A 26,059-nucleotide genomic window follows, 5' to 3' on the forward strand; every position below is an offset into this window, starting at 1 on the left:
TGGAAGGAATTGCTACGCTAGATAGAGCCTTCGTGTGACAATATCCACCGCCTCAGCATCGGCCACAGTATCTCGGGCGCGCTGCCGCCGATGACCATGCCGACATGGCCCGATGCCAGCACCTCGCGGCCTGGGACGTCGGGCGAACACGCCAGCGGGACGATCGCATCGCTGGCCGAGGCGAATTCCATGACCGGACCCTGCACCTGATCAAGCCCGATCCGCACGCCGCCGACGGTCCATTGCCCGCTGCCGGTCGTGTCATCGCGATAGAGTCCCTCGAAAAGCTGCTCGCCCAGCGCGAAGGGCAGGGGCTCGCCGCCATTGGCCCAATCCTCGACCGCGACAAATCGGCGCGCTGCGGCGCTGCCCTCGGGCATCGCGCCGAATTTGAGGTATTTTTCCATCAGCTTGTCGGGCGAGAGCGTCCAAAAACCGTGCTGCATGACTTCCATCGGTACGAGGCCCATAGCCTCGCATTGCGGACGGTGGTGCTGCCACATAGTGGTGAGCTCGGCGCGGCGCGGCGCCGGATAGCCGCTGAAATGCCAGGGGGTGGCAATCAGCGTCAGGCTGCGCACCGGGATGTGACAGGCCGCAGCGAGCGCGATCAGCCCGCCCAGGCAATAGCCGACCAGGTGCACAGGTTCGTCCAGCGTGCGCAGCATCGGCAGCAGCAGGTCGCTCGCCAGCCGGTCGATGCTGTGGTCGCGGTGTTCTGCCGTCGTCACGCCCCAATCGACCAGCGCCGATGACAGGCCGTGGGTCGCCAGCCAGCCCATCAGCGAACAATCGGCATCCATGTCGAGCACATGCGGCGCATTGATCGGCGAAGGGACGAAAACGATGCGCGGCGGGCTGCTGGCGGCCACCGATTCCGGCTCCAGCCCTGCTGCACTGCGCAACATCGCCTTGCCGTGTTGCAGCAAAACTGTCCCGGGCTGACGCACAAAGCTGCGATCGGCGCGCTGATAGCGGTCAAGCGCTTGCAAAAGCTGGACGAGGCGCTGCGGATCGTCCGCGAGCTGCTGACGCGCCAGCGCAAGGAAAAGTGGTAAAGGGCGGGGTGCATGTTGCGGTGCACTATGCTGCGGTGCTACAGTGCGGTGGGATTGAACGGGAGATGCACGCATGGCCAAGACAGGCACCTCGGATTCGGATGATGTCATCATCATCAAAAAATACGCCAACCGCCGTCTGTATAACACCCGGTCGTCCAGCTATATCACGCTCGATTATCTGGCCAAGCTGACGCGTGAAGGCAAGGATTTCCAGGTGGTGGACGCCAAGACCGGCGACGATATCACCCATAATATCCTCACCCAGATCATCATGGAGGAGGAATCGAGCGGTCAGCAGATGCTCCCCGTCGGCTTCCTGCGCGAGCTGATCTCGATGTACGGCAACTCGATGCAGTCGATGATCCCGCAATATCTCGAAGCGTCGATGGAGGCCTTCCGCAAGAACCAGGAAAAATTCCAGAGCGCGATGGAAGGCAGCATCAAGAACAGCCCGTTTGCGCAGCTGGCGCGGCAGAATCTGGCGATGTTCGAAGCGGCGTCCAGCGCCTTCAGCCCGCGCAAGGACAAGCAGGCAGGCCCGGCCCAGCCAGCCGCCGCATCGTCCGATGATGAAATCGCCGCGCTCAAGGCTCAGCTTTCGGCCATGCAGCGGAAGATCGACGATCTGGTTGAAAAGAAGTAACCGACCGCCAGCGCCCATCCTGTAAAACAGGTGATTGCCTGATGGTCCGCTTGGGCCTAGGCACGCGGGCCTTGTTTGTTTGCAGGACGTAAATTCACGTGAGCCAGAAAAACGCGCTGCCCGTCACCCGGCAGGAAGATTTTGCCGCCTGGTATCAGGCTGTCATCCAGGAAGCCGATCTCGCCGAGGAATCGGGTGTCCGCGGCTGCATGATCATGCGCCCTTGGGGCTATGGCATCTGGGAACGCATCCAGATGCTGCTGGACCGCAAGATCAAGGAAAGCGGCCACGAAAACTGCTATTTCCCGCTGTTCATTCCCTTGAGCTATTTCGCCAAGGAAGCCGAGCATGTCGAAGGCTTTGCCAAGGAAATGGCGGTCGTCACGCATCACCGGCTGAAGATGGAGGACGGCGCGCTGGTCGTCGATCCCGAGGCGAAGCTGGAAGAACCGCTGGTTGTGCGCCCGACATCGGAAACGGTGATCGGCACCGCCTTCTCGCGCTGGCTGCAGAGCTGGCGCGACCTGCCGATCATGGTCAACCAATGGGCCAATGTCGTGCGCTGGGAAATGCGCACCCGCATGTTCCTGCGCACGTCCGAATTCCTCTGGCAGGAAGGCCATACCGCGCACGAGAATGAAACGGATGCGATGGCCGAGACGCTGACCATCCTCGGCATGTACCGCGATTTTGCGCAAGGTCCGCTCGCCATGCCGGTGATCGCCGGCGAGAAGCCGGAGAACGAGCGTTTCCCCGGCGCAGTCGCCACCTATTCGATCGAAGCGATGATGCAGGACGGCAAGGCGCTGCAGGCCGGTACCTCGCATTATCTCGGCCAGAATTTCGCGCATGCGCAGAACATCCGCTTCCAGGACCGCGAGGGCCAGTTCCAGTTTGCGCACACCACCAGCTGGGGTGTCTCGACGCGTCTGGTCGGCGGCGTCATCATGACGCATGGCGACGACGATGGCCTGAAGGTGCCGCCGCAGATCGCGCCGCACCAGATCGTCATCGTGCCGATGCTGCGCGAAACGCCCGAGGATGAGGCGCTGCTCGCCTATTGCGCCAAGATCCGCACCGCGCTGATCGACGCATCGGCCTTTGGTGAGCCGCTGCGCGTATTGATCGACAAGAAGGCGGGCAAAGCCGGTCCCAAGCGCTGGGGCTGGGTCAAGAAGGGCGCGCCGATCATCCTCGAAATCGGTGGCCGCGATGCCGCCGGCGAACAGGTCACGATGCTGCGCCGCGACTCGCTCTATGGCGAGGATGGCAAGCTTGCCAACCAGGCGATGCACTGGGAATCGTTTGTCGCCCAGGCACCGGCGCTGCTCGACCAGATCCAGACGCTGATGTTCTGCTCGGCCAAGGCGCGGCTCGATGCGGAAATCCGTTCGGACATTACTGACATGGATGGGCTGAAGGCGCATTTCGACGACAGCAAATATCCCGGCTGGGTCGCAGTCGACTGGTGCCGCCCGACCGGCGAGGCGCTGGACAAGGTTGTCGAGCAGTTGAAGGCATTGAAGCTTACGATCCGCAATACGCCCGAAGGCTCGGCCCCGGCAGGCGCGACCTGCTTCTTCACCGGCGGTCCTGCGGTCGAGCGCGTGCTGCTCGCCCGGGCCTATTGAGCCCCAGGTGGCAGGCTCTCGCTCAACCAAGTCCAAGCCGGAACGTGCGGCGGCAGGCATGCCCAGCCGCGATGAGGTCCTGAAATTCCTGAGCGAGAGCCAGGACCCGGCGGGCAAGCGCGAGATTGCCAAGCATTTCCGCCTGCGCGGAGCGGAGAAGATCGCGCTCAAGGCGCTGCTCAAGGACATGGCCGATGAAGGCCTGATCGACAGCGCGCCTGGCCGCGCGTTCCACAAGATGGGCGGGCTGCCCAAGGTCACCGTGCTCAAGATCATCGAGGCGGATGGCCGCGAGCTGATTGCCATTCCCGACAACTGGCAGGCCGAGGGGCTGCCGGTGCCGCGCGTTCGCCTGTCCGAGCGCGGTCGTTCGGGCGCGCTGGCGGTGGGCGACCGCGTGCTGGCGCGCACCGAAGAGGCAGGCGGCGGCTATCGGGCGTTCGTGATGAAGAAGATGCACCGCGCCAGCGAGCAGTTGCTGGGCGTGGTCGAAAAGGGCGAGGGCCGCAAATTGTGGCTCAAGCCGGTGGACAAGCGTGTCCGCCGGATGGTGCCGATCTCCGACCCCGGCAATGCCGAGCCGGGCCAGCTGGTGCTGGCCGAGCAGCATGGCCAGCGCGATCGCATAAGCGCGAAAGTGACCGAGGTGCTGGGCGAGCCCTTTGCGCCGCGTTCGTTCAGCCTGATCGCGATCCACAAGTTCGGCATTCCCCATGACTTTCCGCCCGAAGCCATCGACGAGGCCCAGCGCGCCGCAAAGCTGCCGCTGTCCGCCGATCACCGTGAGGACCTGCGCCACCTGCCGATCGTCGCGATCGATCCGGTCGACGCGCGCGATCATGATGACGCGATCTGGGCAGTTCCGGACGAAGACCCCGCCAATGCGGGCGGCTATCGCGCTATCGTCGCGATTGCCGATGTGAGCTATTATGTCCGGCCCGGCGGCGCTATCGACCGCGCGGCGCGCAAGCGCGGCAACAGCGTGTACTTCCCGGACCGCGTGGTGCCGATGCTGCCCGCAGTGCTTTCGGCGGACATGTGTTCGCTCAAGGCCGGGCAGGACCGCGCCGCGATGGTCTGCCATCTGGTCATCGATGCGCACGGCAAGCTCAAGAGCTGGCGCTTCACCCGCGCGCTGGTCCGGCTGGCGGCCAACATCGCCTATGAAGATGCCCAGGCGGCAATCGACGGGGCAAAGCCCCACGAACTGACAGACACCGTTTTGCGCCCGCTCTGGGCGTGCTGGAAGCTGCTGTTCAAGGCGCGCGAAGCACGCGAGCCGCTCGACCTGGACCTGCCCGAACGGCGTATAGTGCTCGATGATGCAGGTCGTATCGTCAGCGTTGCCGTGCGCGAACGGCTCGATGCCCACCGGCTGGTCGAGGATTTCATGATCGCGGCCAATGTTGCCGCCGCAAAGGCGCTGGAAGCCAAGAAAGCACCCGTGGTCTATCGCGTCCACGAACCGCCCTCGCGGGAAAAGCTCGTCGCGCTCAAGGACTATCTCGAGACGTTCGAGATTTCGTTCGCGCTCGGGCAGGTCGTGCGCCCGGCGACATTCAACGCGATCCTGAGCAAGGTGCGCGACGAAACCGTCAAGCCGCTGGTGATGGAACAGGTTCTGCGCAGCCAGACCCAGGCTTATTATGGCCCGCGCAACATGGGGCACTTTGGCCTGTCGCTGGCTTCCTATGGTCATTTTACCAGCCCCATCCGTCGCTATGCCGATTTGCTGCTGCACCGCGCGCTGGTCGATGCGCACGGGCTGGAACAGCCGCCTGCACCCAAGCTGGACCTGCCGCCGACCACCGGGCTTGCCCAACAGGATGCCGCATCGCTCGACCGCATCTGCGAGCAGATCAGCGGGTTCGAGCGGCGCGCTATGGAGGCCGAGCGCGAGACGGTGGACCGCTATGTCGCTGCCTTCCTGGCGACCCGGGTCGGCGAAATCCACAAGGTGCGGATCACCGGCGTGCAGAATTTTGGCTTCTTCGCGACGATCGAGGAATTCGGCGGCGATGGTCTGGTCCCGGTTTCGACCCTGGGGGCGGAACGCTTCTGGTATGACGAAGCATCACAGACGCTGACCGGCGAAAGCAGCGGCGAGCAATATGCCGTCGGCCAGCGGCTGGAGCTCCGTCTGGCAGAGGCCGATCCCGTCACGGGTGCGATCAAGTTCGAACTTCCCCATGGAGGCAATTACATGCCGGGACCGCCGCCGCGCGGCAAACCGGGCGGTGGCCGTCCTGGTGGTCGCCCGCCAATCAAGCGGCGCGGGCGGCCTGCCAATATCCGTCACCAGAGCCGCTGACGCGGTCAGGACATCCGGTCGATCTGCTCGTCGGTAAGGCCACCGGGCACGATGGTGACGGGGCAGGGGAGTGCGCCGGCATCGGCTCCTGCAAAATGGGTGATCAGCGGCCCGGGCGCGCCGGTCGCCGCCGCCCCCAGCACCAGCATGGCGAGGTCCGGGCATTCCTGCATATAATTGCGGATCTCCTTGGTGGCATCGCCCATGCGCACGGTAATCATCGGGCGCTGGCCCATATCCTCGAACAGCGCGCCTGCCGCATCGGTGACCAGTGCCTCGGCGCGGCTGCGCGCCTCATCCTCGATCGTGGCCTGCACGCCACCCCAGGCGACGAAATCCTGCTTGGGCACCAGCGCCAGGATGTGGACCTGCCCCCCGGTATGCTGGGCGCGCCGCGAGGCAAAGCGCAGGGCGGTCAACGCCTCGCTCGTCTCATCCATGATGACCAGATATACCCGCATTTTTGTGCTGCCCCGTTTGCTGCGCGGCAGACTGCGCCAAAATGATAGGTGTGGCAAGGGTCTGCCCCCTTGACCCTACGGCTTGAAGCGTCGAGAACGGCCCCGGTCACTGAATCGGGGGAAGAACACCCAATGCCTATCAATCTGAAAATGCCCGCCCTCTCGCCCACGATGGAGGAAGGCACACTCGCCAAATGGCTGGTCAAGGAAGGCGATACCGTCGCATCCGGTGACCTGCTGGCCGAGATCGAGACCGACAAGGCGACCATGGAATTCGAAGCCGTGGACGAAGGCGTCATCGCCAAGATCCTGATCCCCGCTGGCACCGACAATGTGAAGGTCGGCGAGGTGATTGCGATCATCGCGGGCGAAGGCGAAGAGGTGGGTGATGCGCCTGCCGCTGCTGCGCCAGCACCGGCCCCGTCGCCTGCAGCTGCGCCTGCGGTCGAAGCCAAGGCCGCTCCGGCTCCGGCTCCCACGCCCGCTCCTGCTGCGGCTGCTGCTTCGCCGAGCGATGACCGGGTCAAGGCCAGCCCGCTCGCCAAGCGCATCGCCGCTGCCAAGGGTATCGACCTTGCGACTGTCAAGGGCACCGGCCCCGGCGGCCGCATCGTCAAGGCCGATGTCGAGGATATGGTGCCCGGTGAAGCCAAGCCCGCCGTCGCGCCGCAAGCCGCTGCACCCGCTGCTGCCCCTGCGCCGACGCCCGCGCCTGCCGCAGCAGCCGCGCCGTTCACCACCGACATTCCGCATGAAGCGTCCAAGCTGTCGAACATGCGCAAGACGATCGCGCGCCGCCTGACCGAGGCGAAGCAGACGATCCCGCACATCTATCTCACCGTCGATGTTCAGCTCGACAAGCTGCTGAAGCTGCGCGGCGAGCTCAACAAGGCGCTCGAGGCGCAGGGCGTGAAGCTTTCGGTCAACGATCTGCTGATCAAGGCGCTGGCCAAGAGCCTGATCCAGGTGCCCAAGTGCAACGTCACCTTCGCGGGCGACCAGCTGATCAGCTATCATCGCGCGGACATTTCGGTCGCAGTCAGCACGCCTGCGGGCCTGATCACCCCGATCATCGTCGGCGCGGAAACCAAGGCGGTGGGCGCGATCTCGACCGAGATGAAGGAACTCGCCGGCCGCGCCAAGGACGGCAAGTTGCAGCCTCACGAATATCAGGGTGGCACCGCCAGCCTGTCGAACATGGGCATGTTCGGCATCAAGCATTTCGAGGCCGTCATCAATCCGCCCCAGGGCATGATCATGGCCATCGGTGCGGGTGAAAAGCGCCCCTACATCGTCGACGACGCGCTCGGCATTGCCACGGTGATGAGCGCCACCGGCAGCTTCGACCACCGCGCCATCGACGGCGCCGACGGCGCGCAACTGATGGCGGCATTCAAGGATCTGTGCGAAAACCCGCTGGGGATGCTGGCATAGTTGAGCGGGCTCTATAGCCCCTCTCCCCTTGCGGGAGAGGGGGTGGGGAGAGGGGGCATGCGGGACGGTTCCAGTCAAGGCCAACAGCAGTTCCTGCGCACGCGTGCAAAGGCCATGCGCAGCGAACCGACTGATGCCGAACTGAAGCTCTGGCAAATTCTGCGCGGCAAACGTCTTTCGGGTTACAAGTTCAAGCGCCAGGTGCCGATCGATCGCTACATTGCCGATTTCGTGTGCTTCTCCCACAGGCTGATTATTGAGGCAGATGGCTCACAGCACGATGAAAGCCCGCATGACAGTGTTCGCGACGCCTATCTGCGCCACCAGGGTTTCGCCGTCCTGCGTTTCTGGAACTACGATATTCTCACCAACGATGAAGGCGTTGCAGACATGATCTTGGCAGAGATGGCACGGATTGAAGGTGGTCAGAGCTTGCTCCCCCTCTCCCCAACCCCTCTCCCGCGGGGGGAGAGGGGCTTTCAATGACCATCCTCACCTTCATCCTGCGCCGCCTGCTGCTGCCCACCTGCATTTCCACACTGGCCAGCCGGTTCATCTTCACGCTGTTCCAGGAAGGCTCGGCGGACCTGGGCGACATGTTTGTCGGCACCGAGGATGCCTATTACACCTTCATCATGGTGTTCGTGGTGCTGTGCTGCATGACTGCGGTCGCCTACGCGCTCGATCGCAGCCGCGCGCCGACCTGGCTGCGCGCGCCGTTGCTGATCGGCATCGCGGCGGAGAGCGGGTTCCTGCTCGTCCTGTTCCTGACCGAAGTTGTCGCCTATGCTGAGCTGGCATACGCGCCCGCTGTTGCCGCGGGCATCATATGGATGCTGTGCAATCTTGATCTGCTCAAGCGCGGCCAGAAACTGTCATCCTCCCCATCCGATAGCCCGTCTGCGGGCGTATCGACCCACTGAAGACCGGAAAGAAAGAGACCGCTCATGGCTGAAACCTTTGACCTCATCGTGCTGGGCTCCGGCCCTGGCGGCTATGTTTCGGCGATCCGTGCGGCGCAATTGGGCCTCAAGGTCGCGATTGTCGAGCGCGAGCGGCTGGGCGGCATCTGCCTCAACTGGGGCTGCATCCCCACCAAGGCGCTGCTGCGCACCTCGGAAATCTTCCACTACATGACCCATGCGGGCAATTACGGCCTCACCGCCGAGAAGGTCGGGTTTGAGCTCGAAAAGATCGTCGCGCGCAGCCGCGCCGTCTCCGGCCAGCTCAACGCAGGCGTCAAGGGCCTGATGAAAAAGAACAAGATCACCGTGGTCGAAGGCACCGGCAAGCTGACCGGCAAGGGCAAGCTGACCGTGACCCAGGGTGACCAGACCCGCGAGCTGGAGGCCAAGGAGATCATCGTCGCCACCGGAGCCCGCGCGCGTGACCTGCCGTTCGCCAAGGCCGATGGCAAGCACATCTGGACCTATCGCCACGCGATGACCCCGACCGAAATGCCCAGCAAGCTGCTGGTCATCGGATCGGGTGCGATTGGTGTCGAGTTCGCCAGCTTCTACAGCGACATGGGCGCCGAGGTGACCATCGTCGAGATGCTCGACCGCATCCTGCCGGTGGAAGACGCCGATGTCAGCGCGTTCATGGAAAAGGCGCTGAAGAAGCAGAAGATGACGATCCTGACCGGTGCAGGCGTCGAAGCGCTGGCCGATAACGGAAAGGGCGTCACCGCCAGGATCAAGACCAAGGACGGCAAGAGCGAGGAGCATCAATTCAGCCACGCCATCGTCGCGATCGGCATCGTGCCCAACACCGAGGATATCGGGCTGGAGGCGCTGGGCGTCGAGACGAACCGCGGCCATATCGTCGTCGACGGCTTCGGCCAGACCAACGTGCCCGGCATCCGCGCGATCGGCGATGTCACCGGCCCGCCCTGGCTGGCGCACAAGGCGAGCCACGAGGGGATCATCGCGGTCGAACATATCGCGGGCAAGAATCCGCACCCGTTCGAAACCTGGAACATCCCCGGATGCACCTATTCGCGCCCCCAGGTCGCCAGCGTTGGCCTCACCGAGGCCAAGGCCAAGGAAGCTGGGCACGAGGTCAAGGTCGGCAACTTCCCCTTCATCGGCAACGGCAAGGCGATCGCGCTGGGCGAGGCCGAAGGCTTCATCAAGACCGTGTTCGACGCCAAGACCGGCGAACTGCTGGGCGCGCACATGATCGGCGCGGAAGTGACCGAACTGATCCAGGGCTATGTCATCGCCCGCCAGCTCGAAACCACCGAGGAAGAGCTGATGCACACGGTCTTCGCGCATCCGACGCTGAGCGAGATGATGCACGAGGGTGTGTTGTCAGCTTATGGGAGGGCGATCCATTTTTGATGTGCCATGGAACGTGATTTTTGCTGCGTCATTCTGTGGTAAACCGACGGTGCATCCGGATCGGAGACAGTTGTTTCGTTGATTTTCGTAACAACGCTTGCCTTTTCTTAACAGCAAACAGATAATTTTATACTGTGCAGCTTTGGAAGGGCCCCTAGTGTTACCTGAATTTGGCTTGGGCGAAGTTCTACCTCCGTTTGTCGGAACCGATGTAACCGGGGGGGCGTTGCTTCCCCGATCGCCATATCCAGCTTCAATGTTTGAGCTAGTTCAACGATTTTGCACCTCTGCGCAGCGGGCTGCTATCCTGCGCGGGCTTCTAAGGTTTAGATCAGACCTTCGGTCGGATGGATTTAGTGAGGGCTTTCAATGGATTGATGGCAGCTTCGTGGAGCACTGTGAAGCATTTAGGGGTCGCCCTCCGAATGATGTGGATGTTGTCTCGCTTTTACGCCGACCTACCTGTGTTACCAGTGATGAGGCCTGGAACGATTTCGTAATGGCCCGGCGATCGACCATTTTCGATCCTAGTTGGACGAAGGCGAATTATCATTGTGACAACTATTTTGTAGATCTCGACATGGACCCCGTCTCAGTGGCTGAGCAGTCAGCTTACTGGATTGGTTTGTTCTCACATCAGAGGGATACCTTTCGATGGAAAGGCATGGTAAAACTGGAGTTTCTGCCAGAGGATGATGAGGGGGCATTTGCCTTAATTCAGGAGAGGGAAGCGACATGGTGACAAAGGTACACCTAGACGCCCTCAAGAGTGAGGCGGCCTCGGTCGAGGCGCTGCTCGCCCGCATTAGCGATAAAGACATCGTAAGCCGCCTCTCACTTGCCCACCGTCTGGAAGCGTTGCAACAGGAAATTACGGAGCACGCAAACGAGAATAGTACGCTCGCGGGTGTCGCCCTAATTTTTGATGGTGATCCTGTAACAGGCTCATCTTCAATAGACGCTGAATTCGCTGGAAAGACGCTTCAGAACTATCAAGAGCTTATTTCAAAGCAAGTTGCCTTTTCTGCGGGAATGTTGGGGCCTCGTGGGCCTGTTCCTATTGAGGCTCAAGAAGCCGCACGAATGCATGTCAAATCACTCATTCATGGGTCCTTCGGCTTCGTTCTCGAAGAAGCCCGTGCTGATGAGCCAGGTATGTTCGATTCACCTGTTAAAATCGCCATATCACAAATCTCCGATATCATGATTGACGTTGCAGCTACAAATCTTAATGCGTTCAATCATCGCCTTGAAGATATGGATTTTCGTGTATTTAACACGTTGAAGAAGTTTGTGAGTGTTATTTACAAGGCCCGAGCCACAGTAAGAGTTGCTGAGAGGGAACGCGAAGTCCGCTTCGATCTCGCAGGCTTGGGGCGAGCTTATGAGAGGCTGAGAGAAACCGATGTTTCGGAGACGGAAGAAATGGTGGAGGGTGAGCTGCTTGGGATAGTTCCCATTCAGCGGCGTTTTGAATTCCGTCGTGGAGACACATTTGAAGTCATTAAAGGGCGTGTTTCCCAGATGCTAAGTGCAGACTATCTCGAACGCCTAGAGCGTGACGGTATTATGGCTGGGCTACGTTGGAGAGCGACCATCCGAACCAAGTCGGTAGAACATCCCGATGGCCGACACGCGAGCAAAATGGATACGTTGATCGACCTCGTCCAAATTTAAGGGCACGTACGCGGAATATATATTGTTTGCGAGGGATGAGAGAGGGCAGGTCAATGCCCTCCCTCCGCTGCTAAGACGATCTCACCCTACCGTAACCCCCACCACGACCCACTTGCCATCCTCGCGGTCGAGCGTCACCGTTTCCACCGCCTGCTGCTTGTTCGCATAGACCGTGCGGAACTTGACGACTTCATAGCCTGCGGGCGGGGCGGGGAGTTTTTGCTGGCTGAGCAGGGTGCGCGAGACGGTGGCACCGTAGCGGGCGTGGACCTCTTCGGAGACCTGGGTCCAGACCTGCAGCGTGTTGAGCTTGCGGAAGGCGGTGCCGGTGGCGGCGTAGCTGGCTTGCCAGTTCTTCTGTTCGATCAGTGTAAGGAAGGCGCGGGCGGCGTTGACCACTTCGGGGTTCACCGGCTCCGACGTCGCATCCTGCCCCGCATCCTGAAATGCCACCTGGGTCGGGGCAAGGGTGCCGGTGCTGAGGGTGGCGGTGTTGAAGGGCAGGGTGGCGAGGGCCAGCAGGCCGAGGGCGAGGGTCATGAGAACTCCTGTGAGGATCGGAAAGCGGGCCCGCCGCTCCGCACCGGGGATCGGAGCTGTGTCCTGATCGGCGGTCGGTGCGCGGAGATCATCCCCGATTGCGTTGTCCCCCAGGTTTTCGGGGCCCGGCACCAGAGGCGCTTCGCCGCCTTCCGCCGCCAGCAGCAGGCGCGCGGCTTCGCGGCTGCTCGATACTGCCATCTTGCGCCGCGCGTCGCGCAGCCGCTCGTTGATCGTGTGCACCGACAGGTCGAGCGCGCGGGCGATCGACTTGGCGTCGTGCCCGCGCACGATCAGCCGCAGCGTCTGCTTTTCCTTCTCGGTCAGCGACCAGGGATCATCCGTCATCAGCGTTGCCATGGGACAAAGGTTAGGCCCGGCACGCCCGGGCAGCCACCCCCAAAAATTTGTGGCCGCAACGGCCCGCCCGGTTTCGCTTGCCTGGGGGCCATGTCGCTGTAATCGTTGCGCGCATCAATCCGGCAGGGGCCGGTCAGGGGACTATCATGAAGACATTTGCTCAGTTGATCTCGGCGGCGCTCGCCGCGTCGGCTCTCACGGTTTCGGCTTTGGCCGTTTCGGTCGCTGCGCAGGAGGCTCCCAAGCGGACGGTGATCACCGCGGCGAAGATGATCGATGTCGCCACCGGCAAGGTGACCGAGTTCCCCGCGATCTTCACCGAGAATGGCCGCATCACCGGAATCGCCGATGCGCGCACGGTGCGCTGGGGGGCGGACGTGAGCCATATCGACCTGTCGGGCAAGACGCTGTTGCCCGGGCTGATCGACATGCACGTGCATCTCGACAGCTCGCCCACCTATGGCGGCTATAACAGCCTGCAGTTCACCGACCGCTTCTGGAGCTTCGTTGCCGCCGCGAACGCGCGCGCGATGCTCGATGCCGGGTTCACCACGGTCCGCAATGTGGGCTCCGAAGGCTATAATGATGTCGCGCTGAAACAGGCGATCGGCGAGGGCTGGGCCGTGGGGCCGCGCGTTGTTCCTGCGGCGCATGCCTTGGGCGCGACCGGCGGGCATTGCGACCAGACCTATCTTCCTCCCTCGTTCGCGGCCAAATCGCCTGCGGTCGGCGACGGCCCGGTCGAGCTGCGCCAGAAGGTGCGCGAGCAGCGCAAGTACGGCGCTGAGGTGATCAAGGTCTGCGCCACCGGCGGGGTGTTCTCGCGCAATACCGAGCCGGGCCAGCAGCAGCTTTCCGAAGAGGAACTGCGCGCGATTGCCGATGAGGCGCATCAATGGGGCCTGCGCGTCGCGGCGCACGCGCATGGCGCGGCGGGCATCAAGGCGGCGATCCGCGCAGGGATCGACACTATCGAGCATGCGAGCCTGGTCGATGACGAGGGCATCCGCCTGGCGGCAGAGCGCAAGCAGCCGGTGTGGTTCTCGATGGATATCTTCAACACCGATTACACCCAGGCCGAAGGCGCGAAGAACGGTGTGATGGAAGACAATCTGCGCAAGGACCGCGAAGTCGCGCAGATCCAGCGCGACAATTTCCGCAAGGCGCACCGCGCGGGCGTGAAGATGGTGTTCGGCAGCGATGCAGGCGTGATGCCGCATGCCACGGCGGGCGGCCAGTTCAAGGTGATGGTCGAATATGGCATGACCCCGCTGGAGGCGATCCGCGCGGCGACGATGAACGCCGCCGAGGCGCTGGGCAAATCCACTGATGTCGGGGCGATTGCGGTGGGTCGCTATGCCGATATCATCGCGGTGGATGGCGATCCGCTGGCCGATGTCCGCGAGCTGGAAAGCGTCGATGCCGTGGTGCAGGGCGGTGTCCGGATTCGCTGACCATTTGTGCGGTAAATTGCCGCAACACTGGTGGAAATCCGCTTCCACGCGTTGAAGCGCAGTGCTAATTGCTGCGCACAATCTGCTTTCTGGGGAGAAGAGCATGAGTCTCACTGTTATGATCGCCATGGCGATGACCATGGCCGCTGCGGATCCTGTCGATACGGCGCGCAAGGACTTCAACGATTGCCTGACCAAGTTCACCAATGCGAGCCTGGACGCCAAGAAGCCGCAGTCTGACTTTACCAAGGAATCGGAAACGGCCTGCCCTGCGGAAAAGGCGAAGCTGATCGAGCTGATGGTCAAGTCCGAGATGCAATATGGCGGCAAGAAGGCCGAGGCCGAAAGCTATGCCAGCGAGGAAACGCAGATGATGATCGACAGCTTTGTCGGCAGCTATGGCGATTTCCTGGCCAGCAATTCGCGCCACGGCAAGTAACGCGGCCACCGCTGCCGGTGCGCGCGCTCTACCCGCCGATCGAACCCTATGCCAGCGGCATGCTGGATACCGGCGATGGCCATCAGGTCTATTGGGAACGGGTGGGCACGCCGGGCGCCAAGCCTGCGGTCTTCCTGCACGGTGGTCCGGGTGGCGGTTGCTCGCCCGACCACCGGCGGCTGTTCGATCCGGCGCTGTATGACGTGCTGCTGTTCGATCAGCGCGGCTGCGGACGTTCGACGCCGCACGCGTCGCTCCATGCCAACACCACCTGGCATCTGGTGGCCGATATCGAGCGGCTGCGCGATATGGTCGGCGCGCCCGACTGGCTGGTCTTCGGCGGCTCCTGGGGATCGACGCTTGCGCTGTCTTATGCCCAGACTCATCCGACCCGCGTTTCGCAGCTCGTGCTGCGCGGTATCTACATGTGCACAAAGGCAGAACTGGACTGGTTCTATCAGTTCGGCGTCTCGCAGATGTTCCCGGACAAATGGGAGCGGTTTACGGCGCTGATACCCGATGAGGAACGCGGCGACATGCTGGCGGCCTATCACCGGCGGTTGACCGGAGATGATCCGGAGCTGCAGGTCAAGGCGGCCCGGGCCTGGAGCCTGTTCGAGGGCGAAACCGTGACGCTGCTGCCTGATCAGAGGCTCAGCGAGCAGCATGACGACGGCCATTATGCGCTCGCCTTCGCGCGGATCGAGACGCATTATTTCGTCAACGCATGCTGGCTTGAGCCCGACCAGCTGCTGCGCAATGCGGCGCGGTTGAGCGGCATTCCCGGCGCCATCGTGCATGGCCGCTATGACATGCCATGTCCGGCGCATTACGCCTGGGCGTTGCACAAGGCGCTGCCGCATATGGACTTTCATCTGATCGAAGGCGCAGGCCATGCCTATTCGGAGCCCGGCATTCTGGATCAGCTGATTACCGCGACCGATCGTTATGCAGGCAAGGCCTGAGGCCTTGGCGCCACCCCGTCAGTTCCCGTGCTTGCGCACCAGTTCGCGCATGGCATCGTCGAGCCCTTCGAGCGTCAGCGGGTACATCCGGTCCTTCATCAGGTCCTTGATCATCCGCACCGACTGCGAATAGCCCCACTGGTTTTCGGGCACCGGATTGAGCCAGGCCGCTGCCGGATAGGTGTTGGTGACGCGCTGCATCCAGACCGCGCCGGCCTCATCGTTGAAATGCTCGACAGAGCCACCCGGATGGCTGATTTCATAGGGACTCATCGAGGCATCGCCGACGAAGATGACCTTATAGTCATGGCCATATTTGTGCAGGATATCCCAGGTGTTGGTCCGCTCGGTGAAGCGGCGGCGATTGTCCTTCCACACGCCTTCGTACAGGCAGTTGTGGAAATAGAAGAATTCGAGATTCTTGAACTCGGTCGTCGCGGCGGAGAACAGCTCCTCGCACAGCTTGATGAACGGGTCCATCGATCCGCCGACATCCAGGAACAGCAGCAGCTTGACCGCATTGTGCCGCTCGGGCCGCATGCGGATATCCAGCCAGCCCTGCCGCGCGGTGCCATCGATCGTGCCATCGATATCGAGCTCGTCGGCTGATCCTTCGCGGGCGAAGCGGCGCAGCCGGCGCAGCGCGACCTTGATGTTGCGCGTGCCCAGCTGCCGGGTCGAATCGAGATTCTGGTACTCGCGCTTTTCCCATACCTTGATGGCACGCTTGTGCTTGCTCTCGCCGCCGATGCGGACGCCTTCGGGGTTGAAGCCGGAATTGCCGAACGGGCTGGTACCGCCGGTGCCGATCCATTTGTTGCCGCCCTGATGGCGCTCTTCCTGCTCCTCGAGCCGCTTCTTCAGCGTCTCCATGATCTCTTCCCATGAACCCAGCGACTTGATCTTTTCCATCTCCTCTTCGGACAGGAACTTCTCGGCCACGGCCTTCAGCCAGTCTTCGGGAATGGTCGCCGAATCATTGCCCTGAAAGGTCATGTCGAGACCCTTGAACACCTTGGCGAACACCTGGTCGAACCGGTCGAGCAGCCCCTCATCCTTCACCAGCGTGGCGCGCGAGAGATAATAGAATTCCTCGGGGCTCTGTTGGATCACTTGGGCATGCAGCGCCTCGAGCAGCAGCAGATGTTCCTTGAGCGACACCGAAATTCCGGCGCTGCGCAATTCGTCCATGAATGAAAAGAACATCGGTTGTCCCTGCTGCTTTACGTTTCCGTCAGGTCAGACGATGCAGATCAGGCGGCTGTCTGGCAAGCGGGAACCTTCCGGACGGGGCATTTTACCCAAGATTAACCATGTGCCACTAACCCTTTGCGCTACCAGCCAGCCTGAAGGTCCTTGATGGAGCAGCATCGCATTATCCCGCCAGACAGCGATGCCGTCCAGCAGATGGCGGAAAGCTGTGGCGAGTCGGTCATCGGCGCTTCGCGGGTCGGCGGTATCGTCAGCGCCGTGCGCGGTCGCATGGCTTTGCTCGGCGAAAAGCGCTCCTATCTCGAACAGATCGCGCGCAATCTCTCGCAAGAGCAGGAACAGGTCGTCATCGCGACCGCTAGCGCCCAGCGGATGAGCCAGGAGGCCTATCGCAACCTCGCCGAAAGTTCGGAAACCATGCAGGTTTCCGCGCTGGAACTGCACGACCTGATCTCGCTGATCCAGGGACTGGGCGAGGATGTGAAGCGCTTTTCCCATGCGATGGACGATGTGATCCTGGCCAGTCGCACCATCGATGCCATCGCACGCTCTACCAACATGCTCGCGCTCAATGCGGCCATCGAGGCGGAACGGGCAGGGGCAGCGGGGGCAACCTTCGCGGTGGTCGCTGCAGAGGTCAAGAAACTGGCGCAGGATACCCGCCAGGTGACCGACCGGATTGCCGGCACGATGAATTCGCTGAGCACCGAGGCCGGGCATTTCATGGCACAGGTGGAAAAGGGCGTCGATCAGAGCCGCAGCGCGCAGCGGCACCTCGAAACCATCGACGCGGCTGTCCGCCAGGCAGGCGACATGATGCGCGAGGTCGCCAGCAAGGCCGATGCCATCGCCGATTCCAGCAACGGGGTACGATCGGATACCGGCGAACTGTGCGACAATCTGTTCGTGTTCATGGAGGATGTCGCCGGCTGCAGCAACCAGCTGGAGGACGCACTCGGCCAGACCAATGCGCTGGAGGGGCTGTCCAATGTCGTCTTCAACCAGCTGCTGCACACCGGCCTATCGCACCGCGACAATCCGTTCGTCGAACTCGCTGTTTCCACATGCGACGAGATCAAGGGTGTGATCGAAGCGGCGATCGATTCCGGGCAGCTGGCCGAGATCGACGTGTTTGATCGCGACTACCGCCCGCGCGGCGAGCCTGGGCTCGACCGGTTCGACATCCGCTTCAACGATTTTGCCGATGCCCGCATCCGCCCGATTCTCGACCGCTTCTGGGGCCAGGACAATCATACCTATGGCGCGGTGATCTCGAACGAGGACGGCTATCTGCCAACGCATATTTCCGAACGCTCGCACACCCCCACCGGGGACTTGCAGCACGATGCGGCGCATTGCCGCAACCGCAGGATCGTGCTGGACCATACCACCAGAGGCGCCATCGCGCACAAGCATGACCGCTATTATGCGGCGGTCTACCGCTTTGAACCGACCGCCAGCGACGGCTGCATATTGCGCAACATCTTCGTGCCGTTGTGGATCAAGGGCCGCTATTGGGGCAATTTCGAGCTGGCCTTTATCCGCTAGCAACGGTCAGCCATGGCCGATCCGCTCACGCGCGAACGCCGCAAATTTCGGGCCAGCATCATTGCGATTGTCGATGCCGCGAATGGTTCGGCGCGCGCCATCGTTGAGCGTGAAGACGATGCGATGGTCGAGGCCGCGCTTGGCATAGCAGACATCGCTGATGTCGCTCCACGGCACGGCGCGCAACAAGGTGGAGCCTTGGGGTGTTGCCCTGATCGCGACCTGATCCGCCCAGCGCCACGCGCTGCGAAACACCTCCCAGGCAAGATACAGAGCCAGCACCGCCAGCGGCACATTCACCCCCGCCAGCGTCATGTCCTGCGTCAGTTTCAAAATCCCGCCGCGCCGCGTATCGGCCATGTCCTGCGCCAATGAAGGATCAACGGCGGCAAAGCCGAACAGGACGCAGGCGACGATCATGAGCGGCAGAAGCCAGGCAATCAGCCCGGTTCGCCAGCGCAGCTCGGTGACCAAGCGATCAGCTGTTGCGGCGCGCCATGAAGGCCAGCCGTTCGAACAGCATCACGTCCTGCTCGTTCTTGAGCAGCGCGCCGTGCAGCGGCGGGATGGCCTTGCTGGGATCGCGCGATTGCAGCACTTCCAGCGGCATGTCCTCATGCAGCAGCAGCTTCAGCCAGTCGAGCAGCTCGCTGGTCGAGGGCTTCTTCTTGAGCCCGGGCACCTCGCGCACGTCGTAGAAAATCTCGAGCGCCTTCTGGACCAGGATCTTCTGGATGCCGGGGAAGTGCACGTCGATGATCGCCTGCATCGTCTCGCGATCGGGAAACTTGATATAATGGAAGAAGCAGCGGCGCAGGAACGCGTCGGGCAGTTCCTTCTCGTTGTTCGAGGTGATCACCACGATCGGGCGCTCCTGCGCCTTCACGAGCTCCTTGGTCTCGTAGACATAGAATTCCATCCGATCGAGCTCTTGCAGCAGATCGTTGGGGAACTCGATATCGGCCTTGTCGATCTCGTCGATCAGCAGCACGGGAAGCTGCGGCGCGGTGAACGCCTCCCACAGCTTGCCCTTCTTGATGTAATTGCCGATGTCATGGACGCGCTCGTCGCCAAGCTGGCCATCGCGCAAACGTGCGACCGCATCGTATTCGTAGAGGCCCTGCTGCGCCTTGGTGGTCGACTTGATGTTCCATTCAATCAGCGGGGCATTGGCGGCCGCAGCGATCTGATGCGCCAGCACGGTCTTGCCGGTGCCGGGCTCGCCCTTGACCAGAAGCGGGCGGCGCAATGTCACCGCAGCGTTCACCGCCACCTTCAGGTCGTCGGTTGCCACATAATCGCTGGTGCCTTCAAAACGCATGAGAATGGCCTTCCTGCCGCTGTTAACTGTTCGTTTAAGCGATAAGGGGCTTGATGCGGCTTGGCAAGCGGCGACAGCGATTGAGCTTTACGTTTACGTTTGCGTCAGTTCGCGAAGACGCGGCGGATGGCGCGGAAGGGTCAGAACCCGTCCTGGATGCGGCGCAGTTCCGCGCGCTCCGCCAGCATGTCCCAGAAATTGCCGTGCTGGACCAGCATCTGCGATGCACCAAAGCCCATGGCGCGACCGACCGAGCGGTCGGCACCGATCTCGGCTGCCAATTCGAGCGTTTCCTCGCGTGTGGGCAGGCTGCTGGGGCGGGGTTCGAGCCCGGTGCGCTGAGCGATCACGTCGAGCACGGCGCGAATGATGTGCCAGTCAAGCACCAGTGCAAAGGCCGCACCGAGTGCGCAGCCCTGCCGGTCCGATTGCGACAGCGCATTGAGCGCGCCGCGCAGATTGATGATTGCAGGCGTGCACTTGTCCTGGCCCGGCGTGCTGGTGATGGGGCCGGCAGCGACGGTCAGCTTGGTCAGCAGCGCCCGCTCTCCGACGAAGGCCTCGCAGGCGCGGGCCAGCCATTTGCCCACCTGGGGGTCGGCGCTGCGCGTGGCGGCATAATCGATCAGCCCCGGATAGCGGCCGTGCAACAGGCAGAGGAAATGCGCAGCATCAGCCAGATCGACTGCCTTTGCCGGTACGGCGCGGTCTGCCAGCCGGGCGACAAACGCGTGCGTATCGCTCATGCCCAGGGCGAGCGCGGCCTCCAGCGAGCGCGGCGGTGCCGCCTCTGGCTGTGCGCGGTCAAAAGCTCCAGGCTGGATGAACGACACTAGGTTGCAGCTCCGGTTGCAGGTGGACAAGGTGTGGCAGGCAGGCGCGCGGCCTGCCCCCACCAGCCTCCCTTAGCGGATCGTCCTAAAGAGAAGGTTTACGACTGCGGACTTGGTCGCATTATGCGCCGCGCCGGTGTTCCTCGTCGAGGAACCGAGCGACATCGTCCAGATCGACGTCATGCGCGACATAGGTCTGGCCAATGGCATGCAGCAGAAGAAAGGGCAGGGTGCCGCCGGTCATCTTCTTGTCGTGCCGCATGTGATCGACCAGCTCGGCCCCGCCCGCTGTCACGCCGGCGGCAGAGAGGCTGGTCGGCATGGCACAGGCCCCAAGATGACGGGCCACGCGCTGGGCATCGGCCGCATCGCACAGGCCGCGCCGCGCAGAATAGCGCAGCGCCAGCACCATGCCGACGCCGACCGCCTCGCCATGCAGCAGGCGCTCACCAAACCCGGTATCGGCCTCCAGCGCATGACCAAAAGTGTGGCCCAGGTTGAGCAATGCGCGCTTGTCCTTGGTCTCGCGCTCGTCCTCGCCGACGATACGCGCCTTGGCGGCGACCGAGGTGACGATGGCGTGCTCCAGCGCTGCCGGCTCCTGCTTCAGCACCTGGCCGCCATTCGCCTCGCACCAGTCGAAAAACGGCGCATCGTCGATCAGGCCGTATTTGACGACTTCGGCATAGCCGGCTCGCATTTCGCGCGCGGGCAGGGTGGCCAGCACCTGCGGATCGATCAGCACGAATTTGGGTTGATAGAAGGTGCCGACCAGGTTCTTGCCCGCGGCGGTATTGATGGCGGTTTTGCCGCCCACCGAACTGTCGACCTGCGCCAGCAGAGTGGTTGGGATCTGCACGAACTCGCAGCCGCGCTTGACGATCGAGGCGGCAAAGCCGGTCAGGTCGCCGATCATTCCGCCGCCCAGCGCGAATATGGTGTCGCTGCGCTCGACGCCCATCGCGAGCAGCCAGTCGATCAGCCGTGCCAGCTCCGCCCACCTCTTGCTCGCCTCACCAGCGGGCACCACATGCAGATGCGCTTCGACTCCGGCAGTGGCGAGCTGCGCCTCCACCTTCGGCCAATGGTGCTGGGCGACATGGGAATCGCTGACCCACAAGGTCCGCCCGCGCCGTGTCCAGGGCGCGACATGCTCTGCAACCTGGCCAAGCGCGCCGGCCTCGACAAGAATGTCATAGCTGCGCTGGCCCAGCGCGATGTTCAGGCGTGCCATTGGGCCAGTCCTTCCAATATTGACAATACGGTGCGGTTATGGGGACCATCCTTGCTGCGCACATGGACCTGCGCTTGGGCATAGATGGGGTTGCGCTGCTCGGCGAGCCGGGTCAGCACCTCTGCCGGATTGCCGTTGCGCAGCAATGGCCGGGTATTGCGGCGACTGACCCGTTCGACCAGCGTGCGGATATCGGCATCCAGCCAGATCGCCACCGCGCCTGACAGGATGAGCCCGCGTGTCTCGTCGTTCATGAACGCGCCGCCGCCGGTGGCGATGACGCGGGGCTGGCCATCGATCAGGCGCGAGATGACGCGGCGCTCTCCATCGCGGAAATAGGGTTCGCCAAAACGTTCGAATATCTCGGAGATCGTCATGTGCGCGGCTTTTTCGATCTCTTCGTCGGCGTCGACGAAACCAATCCCCAGATCATGCGCCAGACGTTTGCCCACGGTGGATTTGCCCACGCCCATCAGCCCCACCAGCACAAGGGGCCGGTCGAGCCATCGCATGATATCCCCGGCCAGCCGCGCAGGGTCTGATTTTCGGTTCTGCAGCATTGCCGTGCAGCCTATAAATGGGCTAGGCGATGGCGCAAGTTATCTTCAGTTGTGCAGGGAATATCCTGGCTATGGCCATTATCGGACAGAATTACGGGCGACGCAGGCGGCCGATCGGGCCCTTCATCCTGGTCGGGCTGGCCGTGGTTCTGGTCGCCCTGCTGGCGCTGGCCTGGTCGCGCGGCGGTGAGGTTCCCACCCAGCGCGTCGAAAAGTCGATCCCGCTGCCCGCAGCCGCCAAGAGCGGGGCCGGTGCAGGCTCTACCCAGTCCGAGGGCTGAAGACCATGCGGCGGAGGCTGGTTCTGGGCTGTGCAAGCCTGTTGGCGATAGCGTTCGTTTCCGCGCCGGTCATCGGTCAGAACGAGGCACCGGAATCGCTGCTGCCGCCCGGTTTCAACGATCCAGCGCCTGCGCCATCGCAATCCGAACCACCGCCGCCGCCCGAACCTGGCCGGACGGTGCAGCCGGTTCCGGGCGGTGCACTTCCGCTGCCTCCCTCGCCTTTGCCTTCACTGGCCGGCCAGGACGCGTCGACGGATCAGGAGTTGAGCGAGGAGCTCGCCAAGCTGCAGGAAGAGCTGGAGGCGCAGCTGGCGCTGACCCAGTCGCTGCCGCCGAGCGCGCGCCGGTCGCTTGACCTGATCGGTCCGCTGACCGAGGCGAATGGCGGTTTTGCTGCATCGTCGCTCGGTAATATCGGCGGTCAATATGCCCAGACCCTGGTGCGCAAGACCAGCGGGCGCATCGTCTCGCGCTGGGCGGCCATGGGCCTGCAGAAGCTGTTGCTGAGCGAACTGGCCACGCCGCAGGGGCTTAACGGTGCCAATTGGGCAGCCGAGCGGGCAGCGCTGCTGCTGCGGATCGGATCGGCCGATGGCGCGGTGCGCATGGTGCAGGCGATCGACCCTCCGGCGGCTACCCCGCGTCTGCTCAACGTCGCGCTCAGCAGCTATGTGGCGTCGGCCGACCCGCTGGGCATGTGTCCGCTGCTGCCGTTCGCGGGCGAAAGCGCCAAGGGCAATGAATGGCAGCTCGTCCGGGCCATCTGCTCGGGCTTTTCGGGCGAAGGCAGCTCTGCACGCGAGCAGATCGACCGTGCGCGCCGTCAGGGCGCGATGGACCGGATCGACGTGGTGCTGGCCGAGAAGATTGTCGGTGCCAGCATGAACGGCAGGCGTGCGGTGACGGTGCAATGGGATGACGTGGAGCAGCTCACCCGCTGGCGCTTCGGCCTGGCGCTGACCGCTGGGCTCGAACCGCCCGAAGCGCTCTATGCGCGTGCCGACCGCAATTTCCAGGCCTGGCGCGCGCGTGCGCCGATGGCACCGCTGGCCTCGCGCGTCCAGGCTGCCGATGTCGCAGCAGCCATGGGTGTGATGTCGAGCGCCGATATGGTCGATCTGTACGGCGCGACCTTTGACGATCCGGGCACCGAAGAGGCGCTGCGGGATCGCACCGCGTTGCTGCGCACCGCCTATGTCGCCAGCGACGTCGACGATCGGGTTCGCGCGATGCGCAGCCTTTGGAATCGCTCGGAAAATGCTTTCGTGCGCTATTCCGCGCATATTCTGACCGCGCATGCCGCAGCGCGCGTGGTGCCTTCCGAGGATCTGGTCGACTATGCCGACGACCTGATCGTCTCGATGATCTCGGCAGGGTTCGATACCAGCGCCGCCCGCTGGCGCCAGGTCACGCCGCAGGGCAGCCTGGGCTGGGCGGTGCTGTCGGTCGGGCTGCCCGCGCGCACGCAGCTTTCCGCATCGGATGTCAGCGAGTTTTTTGACAACGACCAGAGCACTGAAGCCCGCAAGAGCGCCTTTCTTGTGGCGGGGCTGGCCGGTCTTGGCCGTCTGAGCGCTGCCGACCGGGATTCGCTGGCCGATGATCTTGGCATCCGGTTTGGCGGGGAATCGCGCTGGAGCCGGGCTATCCGCGACGCCGCTTCGGCGGGCAATGACGGGCTCGTGACGCTGCTGGTCGGCATGGGCATGCAGGGCAATGACTGGTCGGCGATGACGCCGCGCCAGCTGTACCATGTCGTCGCTGCGCTGCGCACTGTGGGCCGGCAGGCCGAGGCCCGGATGATCGCTGCAGAAGCCGTCAGCCGCGCCTGATCGATGACTGGCGATGATGCCCGGCTGATCGATCGGTTCCTGGAGATGATGGCGGCGGAGCGGGGGGCTTCGGTCAACACGATCCTCGCCTATCGCCGCGACCTGGAACAGGCCTCCGAAGCCCTGGGCGGACGCCTTGCTGAGGCCGATGACGCGGCAAGGGCAACGCTCGATCATCACTGGCGGACGCTGGCGGCCAGCACGCTGGCCCGCAAAAGCTCCGCCCTGCGCGGCTTTTTCGCGTTTCTGAAAGACGAGGGCCTCGCTGATCAGGCGAGCAAGGCCAGTGCGATGCTGGCAAGGCCCAAGGTGCAGCGACCGCTGCCCAGGATCCTGAGCCACGAAGATATCGCGCGGATGTTCGCCTTGGCCGAGGAACGCGCGGCAGCGCCCGAGGCGCGTTCGTCCGACATCCGCCTGCTGGCGCTGATCGAGCTGCTCTATGGATCGGGCCTGCGCGCGAGCGAACTGGTCAGTCTCCCGCGCAGCGCCGCTCTGGCCGGTCGCCCGTTGCTTGCCATCACCGGCAAGGGCGGCAAGCAGAGGCTGATCCCCATATCGACGCGCGCGCGTGAGGCGCTGCAACGATGGCTGGCCGTCCCAGCATCGAATCCGCGCTGGCTGTTCCCTTCGCGCACGGGGCATATCAGCCGCATCCGGCTGTATCAGCTGATCAAGGAATTTGCCGCCAGCGCCGGAATCGATCCGACCAGGGTCAGTCCGCACGTGCTGCGCCATGCCTTTGCCACGCATCTGCTCGAGGGTGGGGCCGATCTGCGGACGTTGCAGACCTTTCTGGGCCATGCCGATATCGCCACCACGCAGATTTATACGCATGTCGACAGCCGCCGTCTGGTCGAGCTGGTCAATCGTCGCCATCCCCTGGCGCAGATGAATCTTGCCGACAGGCGGCGGCAGAGCTAGGCGGTTGTGTCATGAGCATGACAAGCTATCTGGAATTCGAAAAGCCGATCGCCGCGCTGGACGCGCGTATCGCCGAGCTGCGTGAAACCGCCGATACCGGCGAGATCGACATCGAGAGCGAGATCGAACGGCTGGCCGCCAAGTCGCGCAAGCTGCTGGCTTCCACCTATGCCGGGCTGACCCCGTGGCAGAAGACTCAGGTCGCGCGCCACCCGGCACGCCCGCATTTCAAGCATTATGTCGCGGGCATGTTCGACGATTTTCTGCCACTGGCGGGCGATCGCGCATTCGGCGATGACAAGGCGATCATGGGCGGTTTTGCGCGCATGGGCGAGCAGCGCGTCGTCGTGATCGGCCATGAAAAAGGCGACACGACCGAAAGCCGCATCCGCCACAATTTCGGCATGGGCAAGCCCGAAGGCTATCGCAAGGCGATCCGCCTGATGGACCTGGCCGATCGTTTCGGCCTTCCGGTCGTCACGCTGGTCGATACGTCGGGCGCATTTCCGGGCGTGCAGGCCGAGGAGCGCGGCCAGGCCGAAGCGATTGCGCGTTCGACCGAGCGCTGCCTGACATTGGGCGTGCCGATGGTCGCCGCGATCGTCGGTGAAGGCGGATCGGGCGGTGCGGTGGCGCTGGCCTCCGCCGAGCGCGTGCTGATGTTCGAACACGCCGTCTATTCGGTGATCTCGCCCGAAGGCTGCGCATCGATCCTGTGGCGCACGGCGGATCGCGCTGCCGATGCGGCCGAAGCCATGCAGGTGACGGCTGCGGACCTGAAGCGGCTCAACGTCATTGACCGGATCGTCAAGGAACCGGTGGGCGGTGCGCATCGCGACCAGGCTCAGGCGATTCAGGAGCTGGGCAAGGCCATCCGCGAGGAGCTGGAAGGCCTGAAGAAACTGAGCCCTGCAGAGCTGAAATCGGCGCGCGAAGCCCGCTTCCTGGCGATCGGCTCGCTCTGACGCTTCTGTAAAATCATCGCAACCGCTT

26 protein-coding genes are annotated in these 26,059 nt (G+C 63.2%); 17 read left to right on the top strand and 9 right to left on the bottom strand.

Translation table 11 applies throughout. The annotated features are described in order from the left end of the window. Positions 1–17: 17 nt before the first annotated feature. Positions 18–908, bottom strand: coding sequence for an alpha/beta hydrolase (locus tag OU999_04070; GenBank protein ID WAC24378.1), 891 nt, complete (start codon positions 906–908; stop codon positions 18–20). 9 nt (positions 909–917) lie between these two features. On the opposite strand from OU999_04070, the gene OU999_04075 reads away from it, so the two are divergent. From OU999_04075 to rnr, 4 genes are all read left to right on the top strand, one after another. Beyond that, entirely contained in the window at positions 918–1,058 is a 141-nt protein-coding gene (locus tag OU999_04075; GenBank protein ID WAC24379.1) for a hypothetical protein, read from the top strand. 73 nt (positions 1,059–1,131) lie between these two features. Further along, on the top strand, positions 1,132–1,704 hold the full coding sequence (gene phaR, locus OU999_04080) for a polyhydroxyalkanoate synthesis repressor PhaR (GenBank protein WAC24380.1): 573 nt from the start codon (positions 1,132–1,134) through the stop codon (positions 1,702–1,704). A 98-nt stretch (positions 1,705–1,802) separates the two neighbouring features. Continuing rightward, positions 1,803–3,335, top strand: coding sequence for a proline--tRNA ligase (gene proS / locus OU999_04085; GenBank protein ID WAC24381.1), 1,533 nt, complete (start codon positions 1,803–1,805; stop codon positions 3,333–3,335). Positions 3,336–3,393: 58 nt separating this feature from the next. Continuing rightward, entirely contained in the window at positions 3,394–5,646 is a 2,253-nt protein-coding gene (rnr, locus tag OU999_04090) for a ribonuclease R (protein WAC24382.1), read from the top strand. Between the two features lie 5 nt (positions 5,647–5,651). Here the strand turns inward: rnr and OU999_04095 are convergent, their stop codons facing one another. Beyond that, entirely contained in the window at positions 5,652–6,107 is a 456-nt protein-coding gene (locus tag OU999_04095) for a universal stress protein (GenBank protein WAC24383.1), read from the bottom strand. 132 nt (positions 6,108–6,239) lie between these two features. On the opposite strand from OU999_04095, the gene OU999_04100 reads away from it, so the two are divergent. From OU999_04100 to OU999_04120, 5 genes are all read left to right on the top strand, one after another. Further along, positions 6,240–7,541, top strand: a complete 1,302-nt coding sequence (locus tag OU999_04100) for a pyruvate dehydrogenase complex dihydrolipoamide acetyltransferase (protein WAC24384.1) — start codon at positions 6,240–6,242, stop codon at positions 7,539–7,541. A 57-nt stretch (positions 7,542–7,598) separates the two neighbouring features. Next, entirely contained in the window at positions 7,599–8,027 is a 429-nt protein-coding gene (locus OU999_04105) for a DUF559 domain-containing protein (protein WAC24385.1), read from the top strand. After that, positions 8,024–8,464, top strand: coding sequence for a hypothetical protein (locus tag OU999_04110; protein ID WAC24386.1), 441 nt, complete (start codon positions 8,024–8,026; stop codon positions 8,462–8,464). Before OU999_04105 ends, OU999_04110 begins: the two co-directional genes overlap by 4 nt. Before the next feature lie 24 nt (positions 8,465–8,488). Further along, complete coding sequence (lpdA, locus tag OU999_04115; protein ID WAC24387.1) at positions 8,489–9,883, top strand: dihydrolipoyl dehydrogenase; 1,395 nt, start codon at positions 8,489–8,491, stop codon at positions 9,881–9,883. Positions 9,884–10,618: 735 nt separating this feature from the next. After that, positions 10,619–11,560 carry a hypothetical protein gene (locus OU999_04120; GenBank protein WAC24388.1) on the top strand — a complete coding sequence of 314 codons (942 nt, stop codon included), beginning with the start codon at positions 10,619–10,621 and terminating at the stop codon, positions 11,558–11,560. An 81-nt stretch (positions 11,561–11,641) separates the two neighbouring features. Here the strand turns inward: OU999_04120 and OU999_04125 are convergent, their stop codons facing one another. Further along, positions 11,642–12,460: a DUF4019 domain-containing protein gene (locus tag OU999_04125; protein WAC24389.1), complete on the bottom strand. Its 819-nt coding sequence runs from the start codon at positions 12,458–12,460 to the stop codon at positions 11,642–11,644. A gap of 146 nt (positions 12,461–12,606) precedes the next feature. Here OU999_04125 and OU999_04130 point away from each other — a divergent pair, with 146 nt between their 5' ends. The 3 genes from OU999_04130 (at position 12,607) to pip (ending at position 15,318) form a co-directional block, all read left to right on the top strand. Next, positions 12,607–13,914 carry an amidohydrolase family protein gene (locus tag OU999_04130; GenBank protein ID WAC24390.1) on the top strand — a complete coding sequence of 436 codons (1,308 nt, stop codon included), beginning with the start codon at positions 12,607–12,609 and terminating at the stop codon, positions 13,912–13,914. 103 nt (positions 13,915–14,017) lie between these two features. Further along, positions 14,018–14,353 carry a hypothetical protein gene (locus tag OU999_04135; protein ID WAC24391.1) on the top strand — a complete coding sequence of 112 codons (336 nt, stop codon included), beginning with the start codon at positions 14,018–14,020 and terminating at the stop codon, positions 14,351–14,353. Between the two features lie 17 nt (positions 14,354–14,370). Then, positions 14,371–15,318 (top strand): prolyl aminopeptidase, encoded by a 948-nt coding sequence (gene pip, locus OU999_04140; protein ID WAC24392.1) that lies wholly within the window; start codon positions 14,371–14,373, stop codon positions 15,316–15,318. 18 nt (positions 15,319–15,336) lie between these two features. On the opposite strand, the gene OU999_04145 is transcribed toward pip, so the two are convergent. Beyond that, positions 15,337–16,524 carry a VWA domain-containing protein gene (locus tag OU999_04145; GenBank protein ID WAC24393.1) on the bottom strand — a complete coding sequence of 396 codons (1,188 nt, stop codon included), beginning with the start codon at positions 16,522–16,524 and terminating at the stop codon, positions 15,337–15,339. A 153-nt stretch (positions 16,525–16,677) separates the two neighbouring features. Between OU999_04145 and OU999_04150 the strand changes: the two genes are divergently transcribed. Next, on the top strand, positions 16,678–18,078 hold the full coding sequence (locus tag OU999_04150) for a methyl-accepting chemotaxis protein (protein WAC24394.1): 1,401 nt from the start codon (positions 16,678–16,680) through the stop codon (positions 18,076–18,078). A 6-nt stretch (positions 18,079–18,084) separates the two neighbouring features. Here OU999_04150 and OU999_04155 read toward each other — a convergent pair whose 3' ends face one another. The 5 genes from OU999_04155 to OU999_04175 form a co-directional block, all read right to left on the bottom strand. Continuing rightward, on the bottom strand, positions 18,085–18,552 hold the full coding sequence (locus tag OU999_04155; protein ID WAC24395.1) for a hypothetical protein: 468 nt from the start codon (positions 18,550–18,552) through the stop codon (positions 18,085–18,087). Between the two features lie 4 nt (positions 18,553–18,556). Beyond that, entirely contained in the window at positions 18,557–19,399 is an 843-nt protein-coding gene (locus OU999_04160) for a MoxR family ATPase (protein ID WAC24396.1), read from the bottom strand. A 140-nt stretch (positions 19,400–19,539) separates the two neighbouring features. Further along, positions 19,540–20,295: a hypothetical protein gene (locus OU999_04165; protein ID WAC24397.1), complete on the bottom strand. Its 756-nt coding sequence runs from the start codon at positions 20,293–20,295 to the stop codon at positions 19,540–19,542. Positions 20,296–20,353: 58 nt separating this feature from the next. After that, on the bottom strand, positions 20,354–21,466 hold the full coding sequence (aroB, locus tag OU999_04170; GenBank protein ID WAC24398.1) for a 3-dehydroquinate synthase: 1,113 nt from the start codon (positions 21,464–21,466) through the stop codon (positions 20,354–20,356). After that, positions 21,454–22,026: a shikimate kinase gene (locus tag OU999_04175; protein ID WAC24399.1), complete on the bottom strand. Its 573-nt coding sequence runs from the start codon at positions 22,024–22,026 to the stop codon at positions 21,454–21,456. Before OU999_04175 ends, aroB begins: the two co-directional genes overlap by 13 nt. A 71-nt stretch (positions 22,027–22,097) precedes the next feature. Here OU999_04175 and OU999_04180 point away from each other — a divergent pair, with 71 nt between their 5' ends. Genes OU999_04180 through OU999_04195 form a run of 4 tightly spaced genes read left to right on the top strand, consistent with a single transcriptional unit; the run spans position 22,098 to position 26,031 of the window. Next, complete coding sequence (locus OU999_04180; GenBank protein ID WAC24400.1) at positions 22,098–22,307, top strand: hypothetical protein; 210 nt, start codon at positions 22,098–22,100, stop codon at positions 22,305–22,307. A 5-nt stretch (positions 22,308–22,312) separates the two neighbouring features. Next, positions 22,313–24,142: a hypothetical protein gene (locus OU999_04185; GenBank protein ID WAC24401.1), complete on the top strand. Its 1,830-nt coding sequence runs from the start codon at positions 22,313–22,315 to the stop codon at positions 24,140–24,142. 3 nt (positions 24,143–24,145) lie between these two features. Continuing rightward, entirely contained in the window at positions 24,146–25,066 is a 921-nt protein-coding gene (locus tag OU999_04190; protein WAC24402.1) for a tyrosine recombinase, read from the top strand. 17 nt (positions 25,067–25,083) lie between these two features. Further along, a complete protein-coding gene (locus OU999_04195; protein WAC25343.1) occupies positions 25,084–26,031 on the top strand; it encodes an acetyl-CoA carboxylase carboxyltransferase subunit alpha in 948 nt (315 codons plus the stop codon). Positions 26,032–26,059: the final 28 nt, after the last annotated feature.

This window comes from Blastomonas sp. SL216, from assembly GCA_026625625.1.
GTDB lineage: Bacteria > Pseudomonadota > Alphaproteobacteria > Sphingomonadales > Sphingomonadaceae > Blastomonas.

Coding starts and splice junctions, on each gene's coding strand:
- OU999_04180 (WAC24400.1), top strand. CDS start 22,098: ATGGCCATTATCGGACAGAATTACGGGCGACGCAGGCGGCCGATCGGG.
- OU999_04135 (WAC24391.1), top strand. CDS start 14,018: ATGAGTCTCACTGTTATGATCGCCATGGCGATGACCATGGCCGCTGCG.
- OU999_04130 (WAC24390.1), top strand. CDS start 12,607: ATGAAGACATTTGCTCAGTTGATCTCGGCGGCGCTCGCCGCGTCGGCT.
- OU999_04105 (WAC24385.1), top strand. CDS start 7,599: ATGCGGGACGGTTCCAGTCAAGGCCAACAGCAGTTCCTGCGCACGCGT.
- OU999_04190 (WAC24402.1), top strand. CDS start 24,146: ATGACTGGCGATGATGCCCGGCTGATCGATCGGTTCCTGGAGATGATG.
- OU999_04145 (WAC24393.1), bottom strand. CDS start 16,524: ATGTTCTTTTCATTCATGGACGAATTGCGCAGCGCCGGAATTTCGGTG.
- OU999_04120 (WAC24388.1), top strand. CDS start 10,619: ATGGTGACAAAGGTACACCTAGACGCCCTCAAGAGTGAGGCGGCCTCG.
- OU999_04185 (WAC24401.1), top strand. CDS start 22,313: ATGCGGCGGAGGCTGGTTCTGGGCTGTGCAAGCCTGTTGGCGATAGCG.
- aroB (WAC24398.1), bottom strand. CDS start 21,466: ATGGCACGCCTGAACATCGCGCTGGGCCAGCGCAGCTATGACATTCTT.
- OU999_04195 (WAC25343.1), top strand. CDS start 25,084: ATGACAAGCTATCTGGAATTCGAAAAGCCGATCGCCGCGCTGGACGCG.
- OU999_04125 (WAC24389.1), bottom strand. CDS start 12,460: ATGGCAACGCTGATGACGGATGATCCCTGGTCGCTGACCGAGAAGGAA.
- rnr (WAC24382.1), top strand. CDS start 3,394: ATGCCCAGCCGCGATGAGGTCCTGAAATTCCTGAGCGAGAGCCAGGAC.
- OU999_04150 (WAC24394.1), top strand. CDS start 16,678: ATGGAGCAGCATCGCATTATCCCGCCAGACAGCGATGCCGTCCAGCAG.
- OU999_04070 (WAC24378.1), bottom strand. CDS start 908: ATGTTGCGCAGTGCAGCAGGGCTGGAGCCGGAATCGGTGGCCGCCAGC.
- phaR (WAC24380.1), top strand. CDS start 1,132: ATGGCCAAGACAGGCACCTCGGATTCGGATGATGTCATCATCATCAAA.
- OU999_04110 (WAC24386.1), top strand. CDS start 8,024: ATGACCATCCTCACCTTCATCCTGCGCCGCCTGCTGCTGCCCACCTGC.
- OU999_04160 (WAC24396.1), bottom strand. CDS start 19,399: ATGCGTTTTGAAGGCACCAGCGATTATGTGGCAACCGACGACCTGAAG.
- OU999_04175 (WAC24399.1), bottom strand. CDS start 22,026: ATGCTGCAGAACCGAAAATCAGACCCTGCGCGGCTGGCCGGGGATATC.
- OU999_04100 (WAC24384.1), top strand. CDS start 6,240: ATGCCTATCAATCTGAAAATGCCCGCCCTCTCGCCCACGATGGAGGAA.
- lpdA (WAC24387.1), top strand. CDS start 8,489: ATGGCTGAAACCTTTGACCTCATCGTGCTGGGCTCCGGCCCTGGCGGC.
- OU999_04095 (WAC24383.1), bottom strand. CDS start 6,107: ATGCGGGTATATCTGGTCATCATGGATGAGACGAGCGAGGCGTTGACC.